We start from the raw sequence: 26577 nt of genomic DNA on the forward strand, positions 1-26577 counted from the left end.
CGAGGAGGCACTCCGTGTCCGCCGTCCTTTCGCTTTTGCGCAGCCGCCTGCTGCGCCCCGTGTTCATCGCCCTGGGCCTGGCGCTGCTGGTGCAGTTGCTGATCGCCCTGTGGCTCACCCGCAGTACCGTGGACCAACTGGTGGCCGACCTGGGCGAACGCCTGGGCGGCCAGTCGCAGCGCCTGGCCGGCGAACTGGAGCGCGCCGGTGGCGAGCTGAGTTCCGGGCTGACCGAGTTGTCCGCCCGCACCCGCGAGCGCCTTGGCGCCGCCTTGTCGGCGCGCCTGGAGGAGGAGCGTGGTGAAACCCGCCGGAGCCTCGAACAGAGCCTGCGGCAATCCGCCGAGCAGCTCGCCCAACTGCTCGCCGCCGTGGCGCCCAAGGCCATGTGGGACAACGACGTGCCGACGCTCTCCGAATACGCCCGGCGCGCCCAGGCCAACCCCAACGTGCTCTTCGTGGTCTACGACGATGCCCAGGGGCAGCACCTGACGCGCTACCTCAACCGCGAGGACCCGCGCATCCAGGCGCTGCTCGCCAAGGGCCAGGGCGAGCGCGCCCTGGACAAGGTGCTGGAGGCGGCGGCCCACGACGATTCGGTGATTCTCGCCAGCGTGCCCATCAGCCCCAATGGCGTGGTGATAGGTACCGTGCGCCTGGGCATTTCCACGGCCGAGGTGGAAAAGCAGGTGGAGGCCCTGGACAAGAGCTTCTCCGCCCTGATCGCCAGTGGCGACCAGCTGGTGGCCGACAGCCTGGCCGGCGCCGCCGCGGACAGCAACAAGGCGCTGAGTGCCCGCCTGCAGGCGGCGCAGCAGGCGGCCGGCGAGATGAGCCAGGGCGCCCGCGGCGCGGTGGAAGCTTCCGCCAGCAGCCTGCGCTGGCACATCGGCCTGGGGCTGTTGCTGGTGGGGCTGGGTGTGCTGCTGGTGCTGGCCCTGGTGCTCGGGCGGCGGGTGGTCAATCGCCTGCGCCTGTTGATCGATGCGCTCGACGACCTGGCGGCCGGGGAGGGCGACCTGACCCGCCGCGTGCGCCTGGACAGCCGTGACGAGGTGGGTGAGATGGCGACCGCGGTGAACCGCTTCGTCGACAAATTGCAGCCCATCGTCCGCGAGGCGGGGCAAGTGGCGCAGCGTACCGGCAGCGAGATCGCCGCGCTGGCCTCGCGCAGCGCCAGCGCCGAGGCGGCCGCCGACCGCCAGCGCAACGAGGTGGCGGGCAGCCTGGAGGCGCTTGCCGGTATGGCCGCGGAGGCCCAGCTGGAAAGCCAGGCCATGCAGGAGGCGCTGCTGCGCGTGGCATCCATCCGCAAGGCGGCCGACGACAACGCCGCCATCGCCCGGCGCGTCGGTGGCCTCATCGAGACCCTGGAGTCCCGCGTGCAGAGCGGCGCCGGGGTGATCGAGAAGCTGGCGCAGCAGAGCGAGCAGATCGAGGTGGTGCTCTCGGTGATCCACGGCATCGCCGAGCAGACCAACCTGCTGGCGCTCAACGCCGCCATCGAGGCGGCCCGCGCCGGCGAGAGCGGCCGCGGTTTCGCCGTGGTGGCCGACGAGGTACGGGCGCTGGCGAGCAAGACGCAGCAATCCACCGGCGACATCCAGACGCATATCGACGCCTTGCAGCGTGGCGCGCGCGAGGCGGTGGAGGCCATCGGCCAGGCGCGCGAGCAGGCGGTGCAGGGGCTGGCCGCGCTGCATGACAGCGAGCGCCTGCAGCGCGAAGTGCAGCGGGCCGTGGAGGAGGTGCATGGCGCCATCGAGTCGGCGGCCCATGCCGCCGAGCAGCAGGCCGCCGGTGCGGTCGCGGTGCGCGGGCGTGTCGAGGTGATCCATGCCGAGGCGGGGCGCGCCGCGGAAGCCGTGGCGGCAACCGCCAGCAGCGGGCGTGTGCTGGATGGCCTGGCGGCGCAGCTGCGCGCCAGCCTGGGGCAGTTCAAGGCATGAGGGGAGGGGCTGGGCGATGTGCCCGGCCCGCACCTGCGAACGACGGAAACGAAAAAGCCGAGCAGTGCTCGGCTTTTTCGCTTGAAGATGGTGCCCAGGAGAAGACTCGAACTTCCACGGTGTTGCCACCGCTAGGACCTGAACCTAGTGCGTCTACCAATTCCGCCACCTGGGCATGCTTTTCAGCATGGGGTGCGATGATCGCTCATCGTCTTGCGGTATTGCAACCTTTCGGTCGCTTCGGCGTCTCAATGTCCGGTTATCAGGGTTCCGAACCGCCGCGATACAGCCATTGGCTCTATCGTGAAAAATGGTGCCCAGGAGAAGACTCGAACTTCCACGGTGTTGCCACCGCTAGGACCTGAACCTAGTGCGTCTACCAATTCCGCCACCTGGGCACTGGATGCGATGATTGCTCATCGTTTCCGTGTTACAACGTCTCAGTGACGCTGTGGGCGCGAACTATACGGAGCCCACTTTGGCTTGTAAACCCCTGATGCGATAAAAAATTTATTCTTGGTCAAAGCTGACCGACGAGCGGATTTCGCGCTTCAATAAGCAGATGACGCTCATATCTATAGACGAATAAGGTGCTCTCACCCTGATGGCCGATTGGCAAACCCTCGATCCCGAGGCCGCCCGCGAAGCGGAAAAATACGAAAACCCCATCCCCAGCCGCGAACTCATCCTGGCGCACCTCGCCGAACGCGGCGCGCCTGCGACCCGCGCGCAACTGCTGGAAGAATTCAAGCTCGCCGACGAGGAGTCGGAAGAAGCCCTGCGCCGTCGCCTGCGCGCCATGGAGCGCGATGGCCAGCTCATCTATACCCGCCGCGGCGCCTACGCCCCGGTGGACAAGCTCGACCTGATCCGCGGCCGTATCGCCGGCCACCGCGACGGCTTTGGCTTCCTGATTCCCGACGACGGCAGCGACGACCTGTTCCTCAGCCCCACGCAGATGCGCCTGGTGTTCGATGGCGACCGCGCCCTGGCGCGGGTCTCCGGCTTCGACCGCCGCGGCCGCCGCGAAGGCGCCATCGTCGAGGTGATCGAGCGTGCCCACGAGACACTGGTCGGCCGCTACTTCGAAGAGGGCGGCATCGGCACCGTGGTCGCCGACAACCCGAAGATCCAGCAGGAAGTGCTGATCGCCCCGGGCAAGAACGGCACCGCCAAGCACAACCAGTTCGTCCAGGTGCGCATCGAGCAGTGGCCCAGCGTGCACCGCCAGGCCCAGGGCGAAGTGGTGGAAGTGCTGGGCGACTACATGGCGCCGGGCATGGAGATCGAAGTCGCCCTGCGCAGCTACGACATCCCCCATGTCTGGCCCCAGGGCGTGGAGACGGAAGCGGCCAAGCTCAAGCCCGAAGTGGCGGAGAAGGACAAGGAGAAACGCGTCGACCTGCGCACCCTGCCGTTCGTGACCATCGACGGCGAGGACGCCCGCGATTTCGACGACGCCGTCTACGCCGAGAAGCGCAAGGGCGGTGGCTGGAAGCTGTACGTCGCCATCGCCGACGTCTCCCACTATGTAAAAGTGGGCTCGGCGCTGGACGAGGAGGCGGCCAAGCGCGGCAACTCGGTGTACTTCCCCGAGCGCGTCATCCCCATGCTGCCGGAAATCCTCTCCAACGGCCTGTGCTCGCTGAACCCGCTGGTCGACCGCCTGGCCATGGTCTGCGAGATGAACCTGTCCAAGGCCGGCAAGATGACCGGCTACCAGTTCTACGAGGCGGTCATCCACTCCCACGCGCGGCTCACCTACACCAAGGTCAGCCAGTACCTGGAGACCCCGGACAGCCCCGAGGCCGCGCGCCTGGCCGAGCAACTGCCGAACGTGGTGCCGCACCTGCGCACCCTCTATGACCTGTACAAGGTGCTGGTCGCCGCCCGCCACGTGCGCGGCGCCATCGACTTCGAGACCCAGGAGACGCGCATCGTCTTCGGCGCCGACCGCAAGATCTCGGAGATCCGCCCGACCCAGCGCAACGACGCGCACAAGCTGATCGAGGAATGCATGCTGGCGGCCAACGTGGCTACCGCCAAGTTCCTCGAGAAGCTGGAAATCCCCGCGCTGTACCGCGTCCACGATGGCCCGCCGCAGGAGAAGCTGAACAACCTGCGGCAGTTCCTCGGCGAGCTGGGCCTGACCCTCTACCGCGGCAAGGGCGAGCCGACCCCCGGCGACTACCAGGCGCTGCTCGAGTCCATCCAGGGCCGCCCGGACTTCCAGCTGATCCAGACGGTGATGCTGCGCTCGCTCAGCCAGGCGGTGTACAGCCCGGAGAACCACGGCCACTTCGGCCTGAACTACGAGGCCTACACCCACTTCACGTCGCCGATCCGCCGCTACCCGGACCTGCTGGTGCACCGCGCCATCCGCAGCGTGGTCCGCTCCAAGCGCGAGACCGACCTGGTGCAGCGCGCCGGCGCCACCAGCATGGCCAAGGCACGCATCTACCCGTACGACGAGCCGCGCCTGGAGCAGCTCGGCGAGCAGTGCTCGATGACCGAGCGGCGCGCCGACGAGGCCACCCGCGACGTCACCAACTGGCTGAAGTGCGAATACATGCGCGACCGCGTCGGCGAGACCTTCGACGGCGTGATCACCGCGGTCACCGGCTTCGGCATCTTCGTCGAGCTGACCGACATCTATGTGGAAGGCCTGGTGCACGTCACCGCGCTGCCCGGCGACTACTACCACTTCGACGCCGTGCACCACCGCCTGGCCGGCGAGCGCACCGGGCGCAGCTTCCGCCTCGGCGACACCACCCAGGTGGTGGTGGCGCGGGTCGACCTGGACGAGCGCAAGATCGACTTCGAACTGGCCGACAACGTGCTCAGCGCGCCCATCGGTCGCAAGAAGCGCGGCGACAAGGCCGAAGCGGCCAAGCCCGGCAAACCTGCCAAGGCCGCCAAGCCGGCCAGGGCCAAGGGCCAGCCGCGCGAGCTGGCGCAGGAAGTGCCGGAGCCGCCGCTGCCCGGTGTGCAGCCGCGCAAGCGCAAGGTCGGCGTGGTCCAGGCGTTGCCCTCGGTCGCGCCGGAAATGCTCGCCAAGGCCGACGAGATGCTCGGCAACACCGACGTCAGGAAAAGCCGCGCGCTGAAGCAGGCGTTGCTCGACGAAGCCAAGGTGGGTAGCAAGCGGCCGCCGGCCAAGGCCCAGGGCACGCCGGCGAAGAACGCCAAGGCCGCTGCGGAGAAGCCGCGCAAGCCGTCGAAGCAGAAGGCCAAGGCCGCCAAGCCGAGCAAGCATCGCAAGGGGCCGTCCAAGCCCAAGGCGGAAGGCACCGGCCAGGGCGACGCGGCAAGCAAGCGTAAGGCGAAGCCATGAGCCAGTGGGAAAAGGTCTACGGCGTGCACGCCGTGGAGGCTTTGCTGCGCCATCACCCCAAGCGCGTCAAGCAGCTGTGGCTGGCCGAGGGCCGGCACGACCCGCGGGTCCAGGCGCTGGTGGAACTGGCCGGGCAAATGCGGGTGCCGGTGGGCACCCGTGACCGCAAGGAGCTCGACGAGTGGGCCGAGGGCGTGCACCAGGGCGTGGTCGCCGAGGTCAGCCCGAGCCAGGTGTGGGGCGAGAACATGCTCGAGGAACTGCTCGAGCGCACCCCGGGGCCGGCCTTGCTGCTGGCCCTGGACGGCGTCACCGACCCGCACAACCTCGGCGCCTGCCTGCGCACCGCCGATGCCGCCGGTGCGCTGGCGGTGATCGTGCCCAAGGACAAGTCGGCGACCCTCAACGCCACCGTGCGCAAGGTCGCCTGCGGCGCCGCCGAAGTCATCCCGCTGGTGGCCGTGACCAACCTCGCGCGCACCCTGGAGAAGCTCCAGCAACGCGGCCTGTGGGTGGTCGGCACGGCCGGCGAGGCGACCCAGACCCTCTACGAACTGGACCTGACCGGGCCCACGGTGCTGGTCATGGGCGCCGAGGGCAAGGGCATGCGCCGCCTGACCCGCGAGCACTGCGACTACCTGGCCAAGCTGCCCATGGGCGGCAGCGTCAGCAGCCTGAACGTGTCGGTGGCCACCGGGGTTTGCCTGTTCGAGATCGTCCGCCAGCGCCAGGTGAAAAAGGCCTAAGAGCGGCTGCAAGCGACAAGCGACAAGCGACAAGCTGCAGGCAAGAGCGAAGAGCCAGTCCCGTCCCCCTGTAGGAGCGAGCTTGCTCGCGAACCAAACCCGGCACCGTGCCCACCCGGTTCGCGAGCAAGCTCGCTCCTACGAAGAGCCCCGCACATGCTCTTCGCCTGTAGCCTGTAGCTGCTCAATTATTCATCAATCCGCCTTGCGCCAACCCACCCCTTTCCCTAGAATGTCGCCCCTTGCCGTCCGGGCAGGCGTTTACGCGTCCACCCGTCGGCAAGTCAAAAAGACATTCACTCCTTGCCTGACCGCATCGTCGGCAGGCTGCAACCCGTAAGGAGCATTTATGCGTCATTACGAAATCGTGTTCCTGGTTCACCCGGACCAGAGCGAGCAAGTCGGTGGCATGGTCGAGCGTTACACCAAGGTCATCGAAGAAGACGGTGGCAAGGTTCACCGCCTGGAAGACTGGGGCCGTCGTCAACTGGCTTACGCCATCAACAACGTGCACAAGGCTCACTACGTTCTGCTGAACGTCGAGTGCAGCGCCAAGGCCCTGGCCGAGCTGGAAGACAACTTCCGCTACAACGACGCCGTCATCCGTAACCTGGTGATCCGTCGCGACGAAGCCGTTACCGGCCAGTCCGAAATGCTGAAGGCCGAAGAGAGCCGCAACGAGCGCCGCGAGCGCCGTGAGCGTCCCGACGCCAACGAAAACGAGTCCGCTGACGGCGAAGACAGCCGCGACAGCGCCGACGAGTAATCCCGGACCAGTATTGAGGAGCCGATAACATGGCACGTTTCTTCCGTCGTCGTAAGTTCTGCCGTTTCACCGCTGAAGGCGTCAAGGAGATCGATTACAAAGATCTCAACACCCTGAAGGCCTACGTTTCCGAAACCGGCAAGATCGTTCCGAGCCGCATCACCGGCACCAAGGCCAAGTACCAGCGTCAGCTGGCGACCGCCATCAAGCGCGCTCGCTACCTGGCCCTGCTTCCCTACACCGACAGCCACGGCCGTTGATCGGGCAGTCGACGTAGCTTTGATGGATAGATCGCATGCGCGCATTGGCTGAATTCGTCATGCGAGGCCGCATGCAGGCGACCCTGGTGGTCGTCGCAGCCGCGGTACTGCAGCCGTTCTTCTGGCTCGGTGCCGCCGCCGGCAGCCTGGTGCTGCTGCGCCGTGGAGCCAGCGATGCCATTGGCATCCTGGCCTGGGCGCTGCTCCCGGCCCTGGCCTGGTGGTACCTGGGCGACCCCACGGTCACCCTGGTGATGCTGGGTTCGGCGGCCCTGGCGCAGGTGTTGCGCACCAGCATGTCCTGGAATCGGGTCATGCTGGCCAGCGTGGTGTTGGGCGTGTTCTTCGTGCTGCTGTTGAGCACGGTGTCCGCCGGCCTGGTTGCAGGCCTGGCGGAGGCGTTTGGCAAGGTGCTGCCGCAGGTGCTGTCGGAAGCGAAGCTTTCGGCGGACCAGCAGGCCGAGCTGCAGGCGGGGTTGGTCCCGGCCATTACCGGCCTGTTGGCCGCCTCGTTGCAGCTGATCAGCCTGTTGTGCCTGATGCTGGCGCGCTACTGGCAAGCGGCGCTGTACAACCCGCAAGGGTTCGGCCGCGAGTTCCGCGCGCTGCGCCTGGCGCCGCCGGTGGCCATCGCGCTGCTGCTGGGCGTGCTGGTGGTGCCGTTGCTGGGCCCGCAGTTCGCCGTGGTGGCGCCGCTGTGCACCGTGCCGCTGCTGTTGGCCGGGCTCGCGCTCGGCCACGGGCTGGTCGCGCTGAAACGCCTGCCGGGGTTCTGGCTGGTGCTGTTGTACGGCCTGGCGCTGGTGCTGGGGAATGTGATCTGTCTGGTTGCTGTCGTCGATAGTCTGTTTGATTTTCGTGGTCGCCTGGTACGTCGCCAGGGCTCCACGAACGGTGAAGGTTAAAAGTTAAGAGGTAAGACTCAAATGGAAGTCATCCTGCTGGAAAAGATCGCCAAACTGGGCAACCTGGGCGACAAACTGAACGTCAAGGGCGGCTACGCCCGTAACTACCTGCTGCCGCAGGGCAAGGCCACCGCCGCCACCCCGGCCAACGTCGCTGCTTTCGAAGAGCGCCGCGCCGAGCTGGAAAAGGCTGCCGCCGCGAAGAAGGCTGACGCCGAAGCTCGCGCCGCCCAGCTGGCCGAACTGATCGTCACCATCGGCGCCCACGCCGGCGACGAAGGCAAGCTGTTCGGTTCGATCGGCACCCGCGACATCGCCGAAGCGGTTTCCGCTGCCGGCTACCCGCTGGAAAAGGCCGAAGTGCGCCTGCCCAACGGTGCCCTGCGCACCGTCGGCGAATACGACATCGAAGTGCAACTGCACACCGACGTCGAAGCGACCCTGCACGTGGTCGTCGTCGCCGAGTAAGCGATCCGTCGCTGCGACGCCGTGCACACCTTGCGTGGACGCGGCAGTTCGCTAACATCGGGCACGGTACCGCCGAGCGGTATCGTGCCCTTTGTTTTTCTGCTGCCCCCTGATTCCTTTACGCCGAGCCCATGAACGACATCACCGTCCCCGAGCAGTACGACCTGCAAACGGCATCCCTCAAGGTGCCGCCGCATTCGATCGAAGCCGAGCAGGCGGTGCTGGGTGGCCTGATGCTCGACAACAACGCCTGGGAACGGGTCTCGGACGCGGTGTCCGATGGCGACTTCTACCGCCACGACCACCGGCTGATCTTCCGCGCGGTGTACAAGCTCGCCGAGAGCAGCCAGCCGATCGACGTGGTGACGCTCTCCGAACTGCTGGAGCGCGAAGGCCAGCTGGCCCAGGTCGGCGGCCTGGCCTACCTGGCGGAACTGGCGAAGAACACCCCGTCGGTGGCGAACATCAAGGCCTATGCGCAGATCATTCGCGAGCGCGCCACCCTGCGCCAGCTGATCGGCATCAGCAGCGACATCGCCGACAGCGCCTTCAACCCCGAAGGCCGCAGCGCCAACGAGGTGCTCGACGAGGCCGAGCGGCGCATCTTCGAGATCGCCGAGGCGCGACCGAAGACCGGCGGCCCGGTAGGCATCGGCGACATCCTGGTGAAGACGATCGACCGGATCGACCACCTGTTCAACACCAACGACGCCTTCACCGGCATCTCCACCGGCTTCACCGACCTCGACGAGAAGACCAGCGGCCTGCAGCCGGCCGACCTGGTCATCGTCGCCGGCCGTCCGTCCATGGGCAAGACCACCTTCGCCATGAACCTGGTGGAGAACGCGGTGCTGCGCACCGACAAGGTGGTGCTGGTGTATTCCCTGGAGATGCCCTCGGACTCGATCGTGATGCGTATGCTCTCGTCCCTGGGCCGCATCGACCAGACCAAGGTGCGTTCGGGCAAGCTCGACGACGACGACTGGCCGCGCCTGACCTCGGCGGTCAACCTGCTCAACGAACGCAAGCTGTTCATCGACGACACCGCCGGCATCTCGCCCTCGGAAATGCGCGCGCGCACCCGGCGCCTGGCCCGTGAGCACGGCGAGATCGCCCTGATCATGGTCGACTACCTGCAACTGATGCAGATCCCCGGCTCCTCCGGCGACAACCGCACCAACGAGATCTCCGAGATCTCCCGCTCGCTCAAGGCCCTGGCCAAGGAATTCAACTGCCCGGTGGTGGCGCTGTCGCAGCTCAACCGCTCCCTGGAACAGCGCCCCAACAAGCGCCCGGTGAACTCCGACTTGCGCGAATCCGGCGCCATCGAGCAGGACGCCGACGTGATCATGTTCGTCTACCGCGACGAGGTGTACCACCCGGAGACCGAGTTCAAGGGCGTCGCCGAAATCATCATCGGCAAGCAGCGTAACGGCCCCATCGGCACCGTGCGCCTGGCTTTCCTCGGACGCTTCACGCGCTTCGAGAACCTCGCCCCGGGGATGTACAACTTCGAAGACGAATAACGCCCCCTGCGGGGAGCGCCGTGTTTTTGTAGGAGCGGGCCCTGCCCGCGATTCGCGCGCAGGGCGCGCTCCTACAGGTGAATGCCGCGGGTGGCGTGGCGTAGGAGCGGATCTCATCCGCGATCCGCGCCGAAACCTCCAGCCATCGCGGACAAGGTCCGCTCCTGCGCCCATGTTTTCCTGCTGCTGCGGCGGCGGGGCGGTTATGCTCCTCGTTCTGCTCAGCTTGTAGCTCGGGACCCCCATGCGCCCCCTCATCGCCCATATCGATCTCTCCGCCATCCAGCACAACTACGCCCTGGCCAAGCGCTGCGCGCCGGGCCGCGAGGCGTTTGCCGTGGTCAAGGCCAATGCCTACGGGCATGGCGTGCGCGAGGTGGTGACCGCGCTGCATGACGACGCCGACGGCTTCGCCGTGGCCTGCCTGGAGGAGGCCGCCGAGGTCCGGGCGCTGCACGGCACCGCGCGCATCCTGCTGCTGGAGGGCTGCTTCGAGCCGAGCGAGTGCCGGGTGGCTTCGCAACTGCGCCTGGACATCGCCGTGCAGGGGCCGGAGCAACTGGCGACGCTGCTGGCCAGCAGCCTGCCGCGCCCGCTCAACGTCTGGCTCAAGCTGGATTCGGGCATGCGCCGCCTGGGCTTCTCCGCCGCGGCCCTGCGCGCGGTCTTCCCGAGCCTGCGCGGCGCCGCGCAGGTCGCCGAGCTGAACCTGATGAGCCACTTCGCCTGCGCCGACGATCGCGGCCACGCGCTCACCGAAGAGCAGCTGGAATGCTTCCTCGGCCTGCTCGACCTGGACTTCGACCAGCGCTCGCTGGCCAACTCCGCCGCCGTGCTGAGCATCCCGGCGGCGCACATGGACTGGATCCGCCCCGGCATCATGCTCTACGGCGCCTCGCCCTTCGCCGACCTGGGCGCGGCCGAGATGGGCCTGCGCCCGGCCATGAGCCTGCACGCGCAGGTGATGGCCATCCGCGAGGTGGCGGTGGGCGAGAGCGTCGGCTATGGCGCCACCTGGGTGGCCGGACGGCCATCGCGCATCGGCACCGTCAGCTGCGGCTACGCCGACGGCTACCCGCGCCATGCGCCCAGCGGCACGCCGGTGCTGGTCGACGGCCGCCGCGCGCCGCTGGCCGGACGGGTCTCCATGGACATGCTGGCGGTGGACCTCACCGACCTGCCCGACGTGGCCGTCGGCGCCCCGGTGGAACTCTGGGGCGCGCAGTTGCCGGTGGACGAGGTGGCCGCCAACGCCGGCACCATCGGCTACGAACTGCTGACCAAGGTCACTGCGCGGGTGCCTCGCAAGTACAGCGCCTAGACCAACCGGTCCGAAGTCTTCAGCGTCTCCAGCCAGAAGTCGCCGTTGCCGCCGTCCTCCCCGGCCAGCGCGTAGCTGGCCCGGCCGCTGCCCTTGACCTGGTACAGCGCCTGGTCGGCGGCCTTGTACAGCTTGGCGAACTGCAGGGCGTGGCGCGGGTAGATGGCCACGCCGATGCTCGGGGTGATGCTCAGCTCCAGGCGGTCGAACTGCACCGGCCGCGACAGCTCGCTGAGCAGGCGCACGGCGATCTCCCGGGCGTGGCCTTCGGCGTCGGGGCCGGACACCAGCGCGGCGAACTCGTCGCCGCCCAGGCGCGCCACGCAGTCGCTGGAGCGCACGCACTGGCGCAGGCGGTGGCCGACGTGCTGGAGCATGAAGTCGCCGGCGTCGTGCCCGTGGCTGTCGTTGATCGGCTTGAAGTGGTCGAGGTCGATCAGCATCAGCGCCAGGCTCTCGCCGTGCTGCTGGGCGTGCTGCAGCGCCTGCTCGGCATGCTCCACCAGGTAGCGGCGGTTGGGCAGCCCGGTGAGCGGGTCGTTGTGCGCGGCATGGCGCAGCTGGGCCTCGCGCTCCAGCAGCAGGCGGTTGCTCTGCGTCAGCTCGGCGGTGCGCGCGGCCACGGCCTGTGCCAGGTCGTTCTGCGCGCTCTGCAGCAGGGTCATGCGCGCGCTCTTCTCGCGGTTGGCCTGCCCCAGGGCCTGGGCCTTCTCGCGCTTGAGTTCCTGGATGCGCGAGGTCAGGGCGAAGGAGAACAGGATGGACTCCATGGCCACCGATACCGGGAACAGGTAGGCGGTGGTCGGCGACGGCTGCACCACGCCCAGGGCGCGCATCACCGAGATGCTCACGCTGGACAGCACCAGGCCGAAGCCCACCAGGTACAGGCGCGCCGGCAGGGAGCCCTGCAGCGAGCGGGTGATGGCCGCGCCGAGCGCCGCCGGGATGCCGACGAAGGTGGTGGTGGCCAGCACCCAGCCGGCCTCGGAGCGGCCGACGAAGACGTTGAGCAGCACCGAGGCGACGTACAGCAGGCAGTTCAGCGTCAGCAGGTGGTGCGCCCAGGGCACGTTGCGGCGGGTCTGCAGCAGCGTCTGGGTGAAGCGGGTGACGCACAGGCCCCACAGCGAGGGCAGGGTGATGCGGTTCAGCCACCAGGGCACCGCGGCGTCCGGCCAGAGCAGCTCGAAGGCGTGGCCGGTCATGCCCATGCTGAACAGCAGGGCGAAGCCGGTGGTGAGCACGTACCAGAAGTAGGCGCGGTCGCGCAGGCTGACCAGGATGAACAGGTTGTACAGCAGCAGCGCGGCGATCAGCCCGTAGACGCCGCCGAGGAACAGGTTGGTCTCGGCGCGGTGGTCCTGCAGGTCGTCCTGCGACCAGATGCGCAGCGGGAAGGAGTTGCCGGCCGGGTCCAGGCTGCGCAGGTACAGGCGCAGCGGGCCTTCGCCGGCGGGCAGGTGGAACACCGGGCGGCGGTAGCTGCGGTCGCGGCCTTCGGCGAAGGGCACCGCCTCGCCCGAGCGCAGCTCGCGGTAGCCGCCCCGGCCGTCGGGCAGGTACAGGCGCAGGTCGAGCAGGTTGACCGCGTCCACCTCCAGCCACCAGCCGCCGGGCGGGGTGGCCTGGCGCTCGAGGTCCAGGCGCAGCCACCAGGGGTTGGGGCTCTGGCCGACGCTGGTGCGGCCCCTGGCGGGCACGAAGGCATCGTCCCGCCCGCGCGCCTGCTGCAGGTCCAGGCGCGCGCCCGGGTCTTCCAGCAGCATCAGGCCGTCGTTCAGCCAGCGCCCGCTGGCCCGTTCGTCGAGTACCAGGGGCTGGGCCGCGGCGCTGGCGCAACCGAGCAGGAGAAACAACAGACACCACAGATGACGCACGGCTGACACTCCCTGTTCCCGGCCGCTGCGGCCAAGCCTGTTGATACGGTGGAGCGAGTATAGCCAGTTGCCATCGCGGCGGCGCCGCCAATCGTCCCCGTCCGGCGGTCGTCCGGCACCGGGAAAAACCCCAGCGTCCCGGTCGGAATTGTTCACTTTTTGTGCTATATTCCGCGCCCGCGATTTTGCGACCCTATTCCTAGAGATACCCCGGTGCCCGTGATGCAAGCCGCCAAGCCGCTGTTCGACTATCCCAAGTTCTGGGCCGAGTGTTTCGGCCCGGCGCCCTTCCTGCCGATGAGCCGGGCGGAGATGGATCAGCTGGGCTGGGATTCCTGCGACATCATCATCGTCACCGGCGACGCCTACGTCGACCATCCGTCCTTCGGCATGGCCATCATCGGCCGCCTGCTGGAAGCCCAGGGCTTCCGCGTGGGCATCATCGCCCAGCCCGACTGGCAGTCGAAGGACGACTTCATGAAGCTGGGCAAGCCGAACCTGTTCTTCGGCGTGGCCGCCGGCAACATGGACTCGATGATCAACCGCTACACTGCCGACCGGAAGATCCGCTCCGACGACGCCTACACCCCCGGCGGCAATGCCGGCAAGCGCCCGGACCGCGCCAGCATGGTCTACAGCCAGCGCTGCCGCGAGGCGTACAAGGGCGTGCCGATCGTGCTCGGCGGCATCGAGGCCTCGCTGCGCCGCATCGCCCACTACGACTACTGGCAGGACAAGGTCCGCCATTCCATCCTGATGGACGCCAAGGCCGACATCCTGCTGTTCGGCAACGCCGAGCGCGCCGTGGTGGAAGTGGCCCAGCGGCTGTCGGCCGGCGAGCCGATCGAAGCGATCACCGACGTGCGCGGCACCGCCTTCGTGCGCCGCGACACCCCGAGGGCTGGTTCGAGCTGGACTCCACGCGCATCGACCGCCCGGGCAAGATCGACAAGATCATCAACCCCTACGTCAACACCCAGGACACCGCCGCCTGCGCCATCGAGCAGGACAAGGGCCCGCAGGAGGACCCGAACGAAGCCAAGGTGGTGCAGTTGCTGCCCAACCCCAGGCTGACCCGCGAGCACACCGTCATCCGCCTGCCGTCCTTCGAGAAGGTGAAGAACGACCCGGTGCTCTACGCCCACGCCAACCGCGTGCTGCACCTGGAGACCAACCCCGGCAACGCCCGGGCCATGGTGCAGCGCCACGGCGAGACCGACGTGTGGTTCAACCCGCCGCCCATCCCGCTGACCACCGAGGAAATGGACTACGTCTTCGGTCTGCAGTACGCCCGCGTGCCGCACCCGGCCTACGGCGGCGAGAAGATCCCGGCCTACGAGATGATCCGTTTCTCGGTGAACATCATGCGGGGCTGCTTCGGCGGCTGCACCTTCTGCTCCATCACCGAGCACGAGGGGCGGATCATCCAGAACCGCTCGGAAGACTCGATCATCCGCGAGATCGAGGAGATCCGCGACAAGGTGCCGGGCTTCACCGGGGTGATCTCCGACCTCGGCGGGCCGACCGCCAACATGTACCGCATCGCCTGCAAGGACCCGGAGATCGAGAAGCACTGCCGCAAGCCGTCGTGCGTGTTCCCCGGCATCTGCGACAACCTCAACACCGACCACTCCTCGCTGATCCAGCTGTACCGCCGTGCCCGCGACCTGCCGGGGGTGAAGAAGATCCTCATCGCCTCGGGCCTGCGCTACGACCTGGCGGTGGAGTCGCCGGAGTACGTCCGCGAGCTGGTCACGCACCACGTCGGCGGCTACCTGAAGATCGCCCCGGAGCACACCGAGCAGGGCCCGCTGTCGAAGATGATGAAGCCGGGCATCGGTAGCTACGACCGCTTCAAGCAGATGTTCGAGAAGTTCACCAGGGAGGCGGGCAAGGAGCAGTACCTGATCCCGTACTTCATCGCCGCGCACCCGGGCACCACCGACGAGGACATGATGAACCTCGCCCTGTGGCTCAAGCGCAACGGCTTCCGCGCCGACCAGGTGCAGGCCTTCTATCCCTCGCCGATGGCCACCGCCACGGCCATGTACCACTCGGGCAAGAACCCGCTGCGCAAGGTCACCTACAAGAGCGAGGGCGTGAACATCGTCAAGGGCGAGCGTCACCGCCGCCTGCACAAGGCCTTCCTGCGCTGGCACGACCCGAACAACTGGCCGATGCTGCGCGAGGCGCTCAAGGACATGGGGCGCGCCGACCTGATCGGCAACGGCAAGCACCAGCTGATCCCCACCCACCAGCCCGACGGCGACGGCGGCTACCAGAGCGCCCGGCGCAAGAACTCCACGCCGGTGGGCAGCAAGAAGACCGGCAAGCCGCTGCTGACCCAGCACACCGGCCTGCCGCCGCGCGCCAGTGACGGCTCGCGCCCGTGGAACAAGGACGAGGAGGGCAAGGCAGCGGCCTACGCCAAGGGCAAGAAGCGCACCACCAAGCGCCAGCCGAACATACCGCGCTGAGAAGCATGACCGACGACGGGGCCGCAAGGCCCCGTTTTCATTTCCCGGGCTGCTTTCGTAGGAGCGAGCTTGCTCGCGAACGGAGCCTACCGGCAACGACGGAGCCTAGGATAAGTCCGCCCCTCTCCCTGAAGGGAGAGGGGACCGTTCGGAGTGCTCGGGTATTCCTGAGTCAGCCGGCAGCGCCAGCGGTTTCCGGCTGACACCATCACCTCTCTCGGCACGGACAAGCCCCCTCTCCCTTCAGGGAGAGGGCTGGGGAGAGGGGGCGGAGGTCGGTCTGATACCAGCGTATCCGGGAAACGCCGTTCGCGAGCAAGCTCGCTCCTACAGGGAGACGACTGCACCCGGTCTATTCACAGAAACATTTTGGTACTATAGTTCCAAAATCATAAAAACAAGACCGGAGACCCCGCCATGCGTCGCGCCGCCCTGTCCCTCCTCAGCCTCGCCGTGCTCCTGGCCGCCTGCGGCGAGCAGGACAAACCCACCGCCGCGGTCAGCGCGGACTTCCAGAAAGACTTGCAGGCCCGGCTGATCAAGGCCAAGCCCGGCGAGGTCATCGCGATCCCCGCCGGCACCTACCACCTCGATCGCGGCCTCAGCCTCAAGGTGGACGGCATCACCATTCGCGGCGACGGCATGGACAAGACCATCCTCAGCTTCCGCAACCAGAAGGCTGGCGCCGAAGGCCTGCTGGTGGACGCCTCGGACTTCACCATCGAGAACCTGGCCATCGAGGACAGCAAGGGCGACGCGCTCAAGGTCCTGGGCGGGAAGAACATCGTCATCCGCAACGTGCGCACCGAGTGGACCAACGGCCCGGCCACCGAGAACGGCGCCTACGGCCTGTACCCGGTGCAGACCGAGAACGTACTGCTGGACGGCAACGTGGCGATAGGCGCGTCCGACGCCGGCATCTACGTCGGCCAGTCGCGCAACGTGGTGGTGCGCAACAACCGCGCCGAGCGCAACGTCGCCGGCATCGAGATCGAGAACACCATCGGCGCCGACGTCTACGACAACGTCGCCACCGGCAACACCGGCGGCATCCTCGTCTTCAACATGCCCAACCTGCAGCAGCCGGGGCGTGGCAGCCGGGTGTTCAACAACGACGTGCAGGGCAACAACCACGACAACTTCGGCCACAAGGGCACGCCGGTGGCCAGCGTCCCGGCCGGTTCCGGGGTGGTGGTGAACTCCAACGACGACGTGGAGATCTTCGACAACAGGATCGGCGACCACAAGACCGCCAACGTCATCATCAGCAGCTACTACAGCACCAACTACTCGGACAAGGCGACGCAGCCGAACTTCGACCCCTACCCCGAGGGCATCTACATCCACGGCAACACCTTCGGTCCCGGCGGCGACAGCCCGACCACCTGGAGCTGAAGGCGCTGAAGATCGCCAAGTTCGGCCTGAACGGGCGCCTGCCGGACATCCTCTGGGACGGCTACGTGAACCAGAAGAAGCTGGTCGACGGCAAGCTGCCGGACGACCTGGCCATCTGCATCGACAACGGCGACGCCGGCATCGTCAACGTCGACGGGCCCAACGGCTACAAGAACATCAGCACCGACATGAGCGGCCACCGCTGCAAGCTCAAGCCGCTGCCGAAGATCGAACAGGCCGGCCTGGGCGAGAAGGGGGGCAAGGCATGACGCGAGCCGCCTGCGCCTGGCTGTCGCTCGCCCTGGCCGTCGCGCTGGCCGGGTGCGGGCAGGAGGCGAAGCCGCGCTACCAGCCCGAGGGCGACGACTACCCGCAGGTCCTCAGCGGCTGGGGCATGCTGCGCCTGGGCGAGGGCCACCTGAAGCCTGCCGCCGAGGTGCTGCCCTACGACCTCAACACTCCGTTGTTCACCGACTACGCGCACAAGCTGCGCACGGTGTGGATGCCCGAAGGGCAGGCGGCGAAATACGCCGACGACCACTTCGACTACCCGCTGGGCACGGTGCTGACCAAGACCTTCTACTACCCCACCGACGGCCAGGGCCAGTTGCTGGAGAACGCCCAGGACGACCGCGACCCGCAGCAGGGCCTGGACCTGGCGAAGGTGCGCCTGGTCGAGACCCGCGTGCTGGTGAAGCAGAAGGACGGCTGGACGGCGCTGCCCTACGTGTGGGACGCCGGGCAGAAGGAAGCCCGCCTGGAGCTGGCCGGCGACAGCCAGGCCCTGGAGCTGCGGGATGCAGCCGGGCAGAAGGTGGCCTTCACCTACATGGTGCCGGACGCCAACCAGTGCTCCGAGTGCCACGCCGAGACCAAGGGCGCCGGCATCGCCCCGCTGGGGCCCAAGGCCCGGCACCTGAACAAGGACTTCGCCTACGCCGAAGGCAGCGACAACCAGCTGCGCCATTGGCAGGCGCGCGGTTTCCTGCAGGGCCTGCCGGAACTGGCGCAGGTGCCGCAGAACGCCCTGTGGGGCCACCCGCGCGAAGGCGAGAGTCTGGAGAAGCAGGCGCGCAGCTACCTCGACGCCAACTGCGGCCACTGCCACAACCCCAAGGGCGCGGCGCGTACCTCGGGCCTGTACCTCGACGCCCACGCCGAGCTGGGGGTGAACTACGGCTTCTGCAAGCAACCGGTGGCGGCCGGCGGCGGCACCGGCGGGCGCCGCGAGGACATCCACCCGGGGCACCCGGAGCTGTCGGTGCTGACCTACCGCGTCGGCAGCGACAAGCCCGGGGAGATGATGCCCGAGCTGGGGCGCGCGCTGGTGCACAAGGAAGGGCTGGAGGTGCTGGAGCGCTGGATCGCTTCGTTGCCGGGGAGTTGTAGCTGACGCCGGAGCTTCCATGCGACGTCGGTGCGTGGGGGACTCCGCTCCCTCTCCCTAACCCTCTCCCTGAAGGGAGAGGGGACCGTTCGGAGCGCTTGGGTATTCCCGAGTCAGCCGGCAGCTCCGGCGCTTCCGGTTAAAGCCATTGTTGACGTTGGCACGGACAAGCCCCCTCTCCCTTCAGGGAGAGGGTTGGGGAGAGGGCGCTCTACAGCCCAAAATCCCCAGCCAACCCCCGTTCGCGAGCAACCTCGCTCCAACGAAAGACCACCCAACCTTCTCCCCCTGTCACACCCCAAGGTCTAGGCTATCCCCACCGGGCGCCCCATTTCCGTGCGCTCCCGTGCCCGGCATGCGCCCCTGGGCCCGCGATGGTGCCCGGCGCCCGTGCGCAGCCCGTTCTACGGCCCCTGGCGGCTGGCACGGGACTTGCGCGGAAGCTGTGTCGCCCAGGCCCGCAGGAGGCCCGCCGTGTCGATCCATGTCGCCTTGCAGCACGTCACCCACTACCGCTACGACCGCGCCGTGAACCTCGGCCCGCAGCTGGTGCGCCTGCGCCCGGCGCCGCACAGCCGCACGCGCATTCTCGGCTATTCGCTGAAGGTCGCCCCGGGCAAGCACTTCATCAACTGGCAGCAGGACCCCAGGGCAACTACCTGGCGCGCCTGGTGTTCCCGGAGAAGACCGAGGAACTGCGGGTGGAGGTGGACCTGGTCGCCGAGATGGCGGTGTTCAACCCCTTCGACTTCTTCCTCGAGCCCTACGCCGAGCAGTTCCCCTTCGCCTACGGCGCCGACGAGCAGCGCGAGCTGGCGCCCTACCTGGCGCGCCAGCCGGCCAGCCCGCGGTTCGCCGAATACCTCGCCGGGGTGCCGCGCGAGGCCAGCCCCACCGTGGACTTCCTGGTCGCGCTGAACCAGCGCCTGGCCGGCGACGTGCGCTACCTGATCCGCATGGAGCCCGGCGTGCAGACGCCCGAGCAGACCCTGGAACTGGCCTCCGGCTCCTGCCGCGACTCGGCCTGGCTGCTGGTCCAGCTGGCGCGCCACCTGGGCCTGGCGGCGCGCTTCGTGTCCGGCTACCTGATCCAGCTCACCGCCGACCAGAAGTCCCTGGACGGCCCCAGCGGCACCGAGGTGGACTTCACCGACCTGCACGCCTGGGCCGAGGTCTACCTGCCCGGCGCCGGCTGGGTGGGGCTGGACCCCACCTCCGGGCTGTTCGCCGGCGAAGGCCACATCCCCCTGGCCTGCAGCCCCGAGCCGTCCTCGGCGGCGCCGATCAGCGGCGCGCTGGAAGAGTGCGAGGTGACGTTCAGCCACGAGATGCGCGTGGAGCGCGTGTGGGAAGCGCCGCGGGTGACCAAGCCCTACAGCGAGGAACAGTGGCAGGCGATCCGCGAGCTGGGTTCGCGCATCGACGCCGACCTCGCCGAGCAGGACGTGCGCCTGACCATGGGCGGCGAGCCGACCTTCGTCGCCATCGACCATCCCGACGACCCCGAGTGGAACACCGCCGCCCTGGGCCCGAACAAGCGCCGCCTGGCCGCCGACCTGTTCCACCGCCTGCGCCGCCACTACGCACCCAAGGGCCTGGTGCACTTCGGCCAGGGCAAGTGGTACCCCGGCGAACAGCTGCCGCGCTGGTCGCTGAACTGCTTCTGGCGGCGCGACGGCGAGCCGCTGTGGAACAACCCCATGCTCTACGCCGAGGAAGGCCGCAGCTACGGCGCCGACGCCGCCCTGGCCGCACGCTTCCTGCGCCGCCTGGCCGGGCGCCTGGGGCTGTCCGGCGACACCCTGTTCGCCGCCTACGAGGACTGGTTCTACTACCTCTGGCGCGAACGCCGGCTGCCGGCCAACGTCACCCCGGAAGACGCGCGCCTGAGCGATCCGCTGGAGCGCGAGCGCCTGTGCAAGGTATTCGAGCGCGGCCTGGGCGAGGAAGTCGGCCAGGTGCTGCCGCTGGCCCGCAGCGCCGCCGGCGACTCCTGGGAGAGCGGCCGCTGGTTCCTGCGCGGCGAGCATTGCCGGCTGATTCCCGGCGACTCGGCCATGGGCTACCGCCTGCCGCTGGATTCGCAGCCCTGGGCCAGCGAAGCCGACTATCCCTACGTCAACCCGGCCGACCCGAGCGTGGCCCAGCCGCCGTTGCGCCGCGCCGCGCAGATGCAGCAGCCGAGCCGCGAACGCACCCCGGGCGGGCCGGACGCCACGCGCCAGCCGCTGATGCACCAGTCCGCCGGCTGGATCACCCGCACCGCGCTCTGCGCCGAGCCGCGCGACGGCCGCCTGTACCTGTTCATGCCGCCGCTGGCGGAACTTGAGGCCTACCTGGAGCTGGTCGCCGCCATCGAGGCCACCGCCGGCGAGCTGGGCTGCCCGGTGCTGCTGGAAGGCTACGAGCCGCCGGCCGACCCGCGCCTGGTGAACTTCCGCGTCACCCCCGACCCGGGCGTGATCGAAGTGAACATCCACCCCTCGGCGAACTGGGACGAGCTGGCCGAGCGCACCGAGTTCCTCTACGAGGCGGCGCGCCAGTCGCGGCTGTCCAGCGAGAAGTTCATGGTCGACGGCCGCCACGTCGGCACCGGCGGCGGCAACCACTTCGTCCTCGGCGGCGCCACCCCGGCGGATTCGCCCTTCCTGCGCCGCCCGGACCTGCTGCGCAGCCTGGTCAGCTATTGGCACAACCACCCCTCGCTGTCCTACCTGTTCTCCGGCCTGTTCATCGGCCCGACCTCCCAGGCGCCGCGGGTGGACGAGGCGCGCAACGACGCCCTCTACGAACTGGAGGTCGCCTTTGCGCAGATGCCCGAGCCGGGCGCCGACTGCCCGCCCTGGCTGGTCGACCGCCTGCTGCGCAACCTGCTGGTGGACGTCACCGGCAACACCCATCGCGCCGAATTCTGCATCGACAAGCTGTACTCGCCGGACAGCGCCTCCGGGCGCCTCGGCCTGCTGGAGCTGCGCGCCTTCGAAATGCCGCCCCACGCGCGCATGAGCCTGGCCCAGCAACTGCTGCTGCGGGCCCTGGTGGCGCGCTTCTGGGCCGAGCCCTACGCGCCGCCGAAGCTGGTGCGCTGGGGCACCGAGCTGCACGACCGCTTCCTGCTGCCGCACTTCGTCGAGCAGGACTTCGCCGACGTCATCCACGAGCTCAACGCCTTCGGCTACCCGCTGCGCAGCGACTGGTTCGCGCCGCACTTCGAGTTCCGCTTCCCGAAATACGGCGACTACGCGGTGAAGGGCATCGACCTGGAACTGCGCCAGGCCCTGGAGCCCTGGCACGTGCTGGGCGAGGAGGGCGCCAGCGGCGGCACCGTGCGCTACGTGGACTCGTCCCTGGAGCGCGTGCAACTGAAGGTGAGCGGCATGGCCGCGGAGCGCTACGTGGTCACCTGCAACGGTCGCCCGGTGCCGCTGCGGCCCACCGGCCAGGTCGGCGAATACGTCGCCGCGGTGCGCTACCGCGCCTGGCAGCCGGCCTCCTGCCTGCAGCCGACCATCGGCGTGCAGGCACCGCTGGTCTTCGACATCGTCGACACCTGGATGCAACGCTCCCTCGGCGGCTGCCAGTACCACGTCAGCCACCCCGGCGGGCGCAGCTACGACAGCTTCCCGGTGAACGCCTACGAGGCCGAGAGCCGGCGCCTGGCGCGCTTCTTCCGGCATGGCCACACGCCCGGCAAGATGAGCGTGGAGGCGCCGCGCGCCGACGCCGAATTGCCGATGACCCTCGACCTGCGGCGGACATGAGCGCCGCCGCCCGCTAAAGTGAACAGGCCGCCTTGCACGCCGAGTCCCTGATGTCCGAGTTGCTCGCCCACTACCCGCTGTCCGCCACGGCGTACCACGAACTGCTGGACGCCGCGGGCGGCGTTCGCCCGCACTGGCAACGCCTGGTTCAGCGCCTGGAGCGCGCCAGCGCCGCGCAGCTGGAGCAGCGCCAGGCCCTGCTGGCGCGGCAGATCCAGGAAAACGGCGTGACCTACAACGTCTACGCCGACCCCAAGGGCGCCGACCGCCCCTGGGAGCTGGACCTGCTGCCCAACCTGCTGTCCGCCGAGGAGTGGGCGGGCATCGCCGCCGGCGTGGCGCAGCGTGGGCGGGTGCTCAATGCGCTGCTGGCCGACCTCTACGGCGAGCAGCGCCTGCTCGCCGAGGGCGTGCTGCCCAGCGAGCTGGTCTACGGCCACCCCAACTTCCTCTGGCCCTGCAGCGGCCTGCCGGTGCCCGGCGGCATCTACCTGCACAGCTATGCCGTCGACCTGGCACGCGATGCCGACGGCCGCTGGCACGTGCTCGCCGACCGCACCCAGGCGCCCTCCGGCGCCGGCTACGCCCTGGAGAACCGGCAGATCATCTCCCGCGCCCTGCCGGAGCTGTACCGTGAACTGCGCGTGCAGTACCTGGCCGGCTACTTCCGCACCCTGCAGGAAACCCTCGCGCACTGCGCCCCGGCCGACGGCGAGACGCCGCTGGTGGTGCTGCTGACCCCGGGGCGCTTCAACGAGACCTACTTCGAGCACCTGTACCTGGCGCGCCAGCTGGGCTTCCCGCTGGTGGAAGGCCACGACCTGACGGTGCGCGACGCCACCCTGTACCTGAAGACCCTCGGCGGCCTGAAGCGCGTGCATGCGGTGCTGCGGCGCCTGGACGACGACTTCTGCGACCCCCTGGAACTGCGCACCGACTCCGCTCTCGGCGTGCCCGGCCTGCTGGATGCCGTGCGCCGCGGCCGCGTGCTGGTGGCCAACGCCCTGGGCAGCGGCGTGCTGGAGTCGCCGGGGCTGCTGGGCTTCCTGCCCGCGGCCAGCCGCGCGCTGTTCGGCGAGGACCTGCTGCTGCCGGCGGTGCAGACGCGCTGGTGCGGCGAGCCGGGCGCCCTGGACACGGCGCTGGCCGAACTGGACCGCCTGGTCATCAAGCCGGCCTTCCCCTCGCAGAGCTTCGAACCCCTGTTCGGCCACACTCTGGGCCCGGCGGCCCGCGCCGAGCTGAGCCAGCGCCTGCGCGCGCAGCCCCATGCCTACGTGGCGCAGCGCCAGGCGCAGCTGTCCCAGGCGCCGGTCTGGCAGCAACGCGGCGCGCGCGGCGAGCTGCAATCCCGCGCCATCGGCATGCGCGTGTTCGCCGTGGCCGGCAGCGACGGGCGCTACTGGGTGATGCCCGGCGGCCTGACGCGGGTGGCCTCGGCGGCGGACGCCGAGGTGGTCTCCATGCAGCGCGGCGGGGCCAGCAAGGACACCTGGGTGCTGGCCGACCGCCCGGTCCACGGCGAGCCCCTGCGGCCGCGCAACATAGGCGCGCGCGACCTGATCCGGCAGGACCCGTACCTGCCCTCGCGGGTGGTGGAGAACCTCTACTGGTTCGGCCGCTACGCCGAGCGCTGCGACGACGACGCGCGCCTGCTGCGCGTGGTGCTGTCGCGCTACGTCGACGCCGACGGCGACGAGCAGGCCCTGCGCAGCGCGCTGGACCTGGCCGGCGCCATGGGCCTGGTCCCCCAGGGCGAGGCACCGCTGGAACAGCGCCTGCTGGCGGCCCTGCTGGACGAGCACTGGGGCAACAGCCTCAGCGCCAACCTGCGCCGCCTGCACTGGGCCGCCGCCCAGGTGCGCGGGCGGCTGTCGCGGGAGAACTGGCTGGCGCTGATGGAACTGCAGCGCGACCTGCAGGCGCTGGACGCGCGCGACACCGAACTGGGCGACGCCCTGGACTTCCTCAACCGCCTGCTGATGTCGCTGGCGGCGCTGTCCGGCTTCGCCCTCGACGACATGACCCGCGACGACGGCTGGCGCTTCCTGATGATCGGCCGGCGCATCGAGCGCATCCAGTTCTTCGCCGACGCCATCGCCGGTTTCCTCGACGGCGGCGCGGCCTGGGACCCGGGCGCCCTGGAGTGGCTGCTGGAACTGGGCAACAGCACCATCACCTACCGCTCGCGCTACCTCGCCGGGCCCCAGGCGATCCCGGTGCTCGACCTGCTGTTGCTGCACGAGCAGAACCCCCACGCCCTGTACTTCCAGCTGCAGGCCCTGGAGCGCTCCCTGGAGCGCCTGCACCAGGAGTTCGGCATGCCCCGCGAGCAGGAACTGACGCTGCTCACCGCGCGCCTGCTGGCCTTCGACTTCGCCACCCTGGAGAACGCGCTGTTCGGCAGCGCCGGGCAGGACGAGGTGCTCGCCGGCCTGGCGCGCCTGCTGCGCGAACTGGCGCAAGGCGCCGGCCAGGTCTCCGACCGCCTGGGCCTGCGCTACTTCGCCCACGTCGACGACATCAGCCAGCGCACGGTATCCACCTGATGGCCGAAGCCCAGCTCCGCCCCGCCCCCGCGCAAGTGGCGCGCTACCAGGTGTTCCACGACACCCGCTACCGCTATGCCGCGCCGGTGTCGCTGTCGCAGCAGCTGCTGCACCTGTGGCCACGTGAATGCCCCTGGCAGCGCTGCCTGGGCCGCGAACTGCAGATCGAGCCGCAGCCCACCCAGCGCAGCGACGGTTTCGACGTGTTCGGCAATCCGCTGACGCGCCTGGCCTTCGAACGCCCCCACGACGAGTTGCAGGTGAACGCCCGCCTGCAGGTCGAGGTGCTGCAGCGCCCGCCGCTGCAATTGCAGGCTTCGCCGGCCTGGGAACGGGTAGTCGCCGGCCTGGCCTTCAGCGGCCGCGCCCTGTCGGCGGAGGAACTGGAAGCCTGCCGCTTCCGCATGGAATCGCCCTACGTGCGCATCAAGCGCCAGTTCGCCGAGTTCGCCGCCGACTGCTTCCCGCTCGGGCGGCCACTGCTGGAAGGCGCGGCGGCGCTGATGCAGAAGATCTTCGACGAATTCGCCTTCGACGCCGAAGCCACCCAAGTGGCGACGCCGCTGATCGAGGTGCTGGAACGCCGCCGCGGCGTGTGCCAGGACTTCGCCCACCTGATGCTCGCCTGCCTGCGCTCGCGCGGCCTGGCCGCCCGCTACGTCAGTGGCTACCTGCTGACCCGCCCGCCACCCGGCCAACCGCGCCTGATCGGCGCCGACGCCTCCCACGCCTGGGTGTCGCTGTACTGCCCGGCCAACGGCTGGGTGGACTTCGACCCCACCAACAACATCCTCCCGGCCCTGGAACACATCACCCTGGCCTGGGGCCGCGACTTCGCCGACGTCTCGCCGCTGCGCGGGGTGATCCTCGGCGGCGGCAGCCACGATCCGGAGGTGCGGGTGACGGTGATGCCGCATTGGGAGCTGGCGGTGTAGGCGCGGATTGATCCGCGATGGCTGAGCCCGACCGTAGGGCGGATAACCGTTCGCGGTTATCCGCCGTTTCACCTTCCTTGCCGGCAACTTCGTGGTTGGGCTTGGCGCGGCTTGGGGGCGGCTTCGTGCTCGGCACCGAGCGGCATGGGGCGAAGGTCAAGCGGCGGATAACGCGGGGCGTTATTCGCCCTACGCCAAGCCCGCCATGGGCGTAGGGCGGATAACCGTTCGCGGTTATCCGCCGCCGACCGGAACACCGGTGCCCGAGGACAACTGCAGGAAAAACGCCGTCGTAGGATGGGTGGAGCGAAGCGATACCCATCGCCCCCGTCATCAGGCCTTCCGATGGGCCTCCATGTAGCGGCGCAGCAACTGGTTGATGCGCGTCTGGTAACCGCTGCCCTGGGCCTTGAACCACTCCAGCACGTCCGCGTCCAGGCGGATTGTGACGGTCTGCTTGGCCGGGACGCGCAGTTCGGCGTGGCGGAAGAAGTCCTCGCCCAGTTCGGGAATGTCACTGGTGTCGATGGCATCGTCGCCCTGTTCCACCAGCCGCTTCCAATCAGTCTTCGATGCTTTCGACATAGCGCCTCACCTCCTGGCGTGTGGCCTTGCGCGCCGAGATGATGCGGATCACCTCGCCCCGTCGTTCGGTATAGACCACCACGCCGACGAGCCGCCGGAGCCAGCCGATGGCGATCCAGCGCTCTTCGTCGTAGTCGAGTCGGTCATCGCGCAAGGCCAGCAGCGGGTGCTGGAAGATTTCCGGCACGTCGCGGAAATCGATACCGTGCTTGCGGATGTTGGCCTGGTTCTTGGCCTCGTCCCATTCGAACTGCATGGGATATCCTGTATTTACAGTTGTAAATACACTATAGCGCTTCCAGTGTGCTTGAGCACCTGTCCGGGCAAGCTGCAAAC

At 68.7% G+C, this 26577-nt stretch carries 15 protein-coding genes, 2 tRNA genes and 3 pseudogenes; 15 read left to right on the forward strand and 5 right to left on the reverse strand.

Going from position 1 to position 26577, the window contains the following annotated elements; genetic code table 11:
- Positions 1-14 precede the first annotated feature (14 nt).
- Positions 15-1949, forward strand: a complete 1935-nt coding sequence (locus PKO50_RS33735; RefSeq protein WP_275628429.1) for a methyl-accepting chemotaxis protein — start codon at positions 15-17, stop codon at positions 1947-1949.
- Between the two features lie 88 nt (positions 1950-2037).
- Here the strand turns inward: PKO50_RS33735 and PKO50_RS33740 are convergent.
- Together PKO50_RS33740 and PKO50_RS33745 are read right to left on the reverse strand one after the other, a co-directional pair.
- Positions 2038-2124 (reverse strand) — tRNA-Leu (locus PKO50_RS33740).
- 136 nt (positions 2125-2260) lie between these two features.
- Positions 2261-2347 (reverse strand) — tRNA-Leu (locus PKO50_RS33745).
- 206 nt (positions 2348-2553) lie between these two features.
- Between PKO50_RS33745 and rnr the strand changes: the two genes are divergently transcribed.
- The 8 genes from rnr (at position 2554) to alr (ending at position 11275) form a co-directional block, all read left to right on the forward strand.
- Positions 2554-5283 (forward strand): ribonuclease R, encoded by a 2730-nt coding sequence (gene rnr, locus PKO50_RS33750; RefSeq protein ID WP_275628430.1) that lies wholly within the window; start codon positions 2554-2556, stop codon positions 5281-5283.
- The gene (rlmB, locus tag PKO50_RS33755; protein ID WP_275628431.1) at positions 5280-6029 is read left to right on the forward strand and encodes a 23S rRNA (guanosine(2251)-2'-O)-methyltransferase RlmB; all 750 of its coding nucleotides are present in this window, start codon (positions 5280-5282) and stop codon (positions 6027-6029) included. The genes rnr and rlmB overlap by 4 nt, the downstream gene beginning before the upstream one ends.
- A 349-nt stretch (positions 6030-6378) precedes the next feature.
- Positions 6379-6795 (forward strand): 30S ribosomal protein S6, encoded by a 417-nt coding sequence (rpsF, locus tag PKO50_RS33760; protein ID WP_074983333.1) that lies wholly within the window; start codon positions 6379-6381, stop codon positions 6793-6795.
- A gap of 29 nt (positions 6796-6824) precedes the next feature.
- Entirely contained in the window at positions 6825-7055 is a 231-nt protein-coding gene (rpsR, locus tag PKO50_RS33765; RefSeq protein ID WP_003095634.1) for a 30S ribosomal protein S18, read from the forward strand.
- Between the two features lie 35 nt (positions 7056-7090).
- Positions 7091-7960: a hypothetical protein gene (locus PKO50_RS33770; RefSeq protein ID WP_109936001.1), complete on the forward strand. Its 870-nt coding sequence runs from the start codon at positions 7091-7093 to the stop codon at positions 7958-7960.
- Positions 7961-7981: 21 nt separating this feature from the next.
- Positions 7982-8428 carry a 50S ribosomal protein L9 gene (gene rplI, locus PKO50_RS33775; protein WP_009613455.1) on the forward strand — a complete coding sequence of 149 codons (447 nt, stop codon included), beginning with the start codon at positions 7982-7984 and terminating at the stop codon, positions 8426-8428.
- 131 nt (positions 8429-8559) lie between these two features.
- A complete protein-coding gene (gene dnaB, locus PKO50_RS33780; protein ID WP_109936000.1) occupies positions 8560-9954 on the forward strand; it encodes a replicative DNA helicase in 1395 nt (464 codons plus the stop codon).
- 244 nt (positions 9955-10198) lie between these two features.
- On the forward strand, positions 10199-11275 hold the full coding sequence (gene alr, locus PKO50_RS33785; RefSeq protein ID WP_275628432.1) for an alanine racemase: 1077 nt from the start codon (positions 10199-10201) through the stop codon (positions 11273-11275).
- Here alr and PKO50_RS33790 read toward each other — a convergent pair.
- Positions 11272-13152, reverse strand: a complete 1881-nt coding sequence (locus PKO50_RS33790; protein WP_275628433.1) for a GGDEF domain-containing protein — start codon at positions 13150-13152, stop codon at positions 11272-11274. The two genes, alr and PKO50_RS33790, sit on opposite strands and share 4 nt — an antisense overlap.
- Before the next feature lie 222 nt (positions 13153-13374).
- Here PKO50_RS33790 and PKO50_RS33795 point away from each other — a divergent pair.
- The 6 genes and pseudogenes from PKO50_RS33795 to PKO50_RS33820 all read left to right on the forward strand — a co-directional run bounded on the left by PKO50_RS33795 (position 13375) and on the right by PKO50_RS33820 (position 25656).
- Positions 13375-15629, forward strand: a pseudogene (locus PKO50_RS33795) (YgiQ family radical SAM protein).
- 417 nt (positions 15630-16046) lie between these two features.
- Positions 16047-17293: pseudogene (locus tag PKO50_RS33800) on the forward strand (parallel beta-helix domain-containing protein).
- Positions 17290-18417 (forward strand): SO2930 family diheme c-type cytochrome, encoded by a 1128-nt coding sequence (locus PKO50_RS33805; protein WP_275628434.1) that lies wholly within the window; start codon positions 17290-17292, stop codon positions 18415-18417. Before PKO50_RS33800 ends, PKO50_RS33805 begins: the two are co-directional and overlap by 4 nt.
- A gap of 468 nt (positions 18418-18885) precedes the next feature.
- A pseudogene (locus tag PKO50_RS33810) lies at positions 18886-22172 on the forward strand (transglutaminase family protein).
- A gap of 50 nt (positions 22173-22222) precedes the next feature.
- Positions 22223-24721 carry a circularly permuted type 2 ATP-grasp protein gene (locus tag PKO50_RS33815; protein WP_109937294.1) on the forward strand — a complete coding sequence of 833 codons (2499 nt, stop codon included), beginning with the start codon at positions 22223-22225 and terminating at the stop codon, positions 24719-24721.
- Positions 24721-25656: a transglutaminase family protein gene (locus PKO50_RS33820; protein ID WP_089390008.1), complete on the forward strand. Its 936-nt coding sequence runs from the start codon at positions 24721-24723 to the stop codon at positions 25654-25656. Before PKO50_RS33815 ends, PKO50_RS33820 begins: the two co-directional genes overlap by 1 nt.
- A gap of 333 nt (positions 25657-25989) precedes the next feature.
- Here PKO50_RS33820 and PKO50_RS33825 read toward each other — a convergent pair whose 3' ends face one another.
- On the reverse strand, positions 25990-26241 hold the full coding sequence (locus PKO50_RS33825) for a BrnA antitoxin family protein (protein ID WP_089390009.1): 252 nt from the start codon (positions 26239-26241) through the stop codon (positions 25990-25992).
- Complete coding sequence (locus PKO50_RS33830; protein ID WP_089390010.1) at positions 26219-26497, reverse strand: BrnT family toxin; 279 nt, start codon at positions 26495-26497, stop codon at positions 26219-26221. Before PKO50_RS33830 ends, PKO50_RS33825 begins: the two co-directional genes overlap by 23 nt.
- Positions 26498-26577: the final 80 nt, after the last annotated feature.

It is taken from the genome of Pseudomonas sp. 273 (assembly GCF_029201425.1).
In the GTDB taxonomy this organism is placed as follows: domain Bacteria; phylum Pseudomonadota; class Gammaproteobacteria; order Pseudomonadales; family Pseudomonadaceae; genus Pseudomonas; species Pseudomonas delhiensis.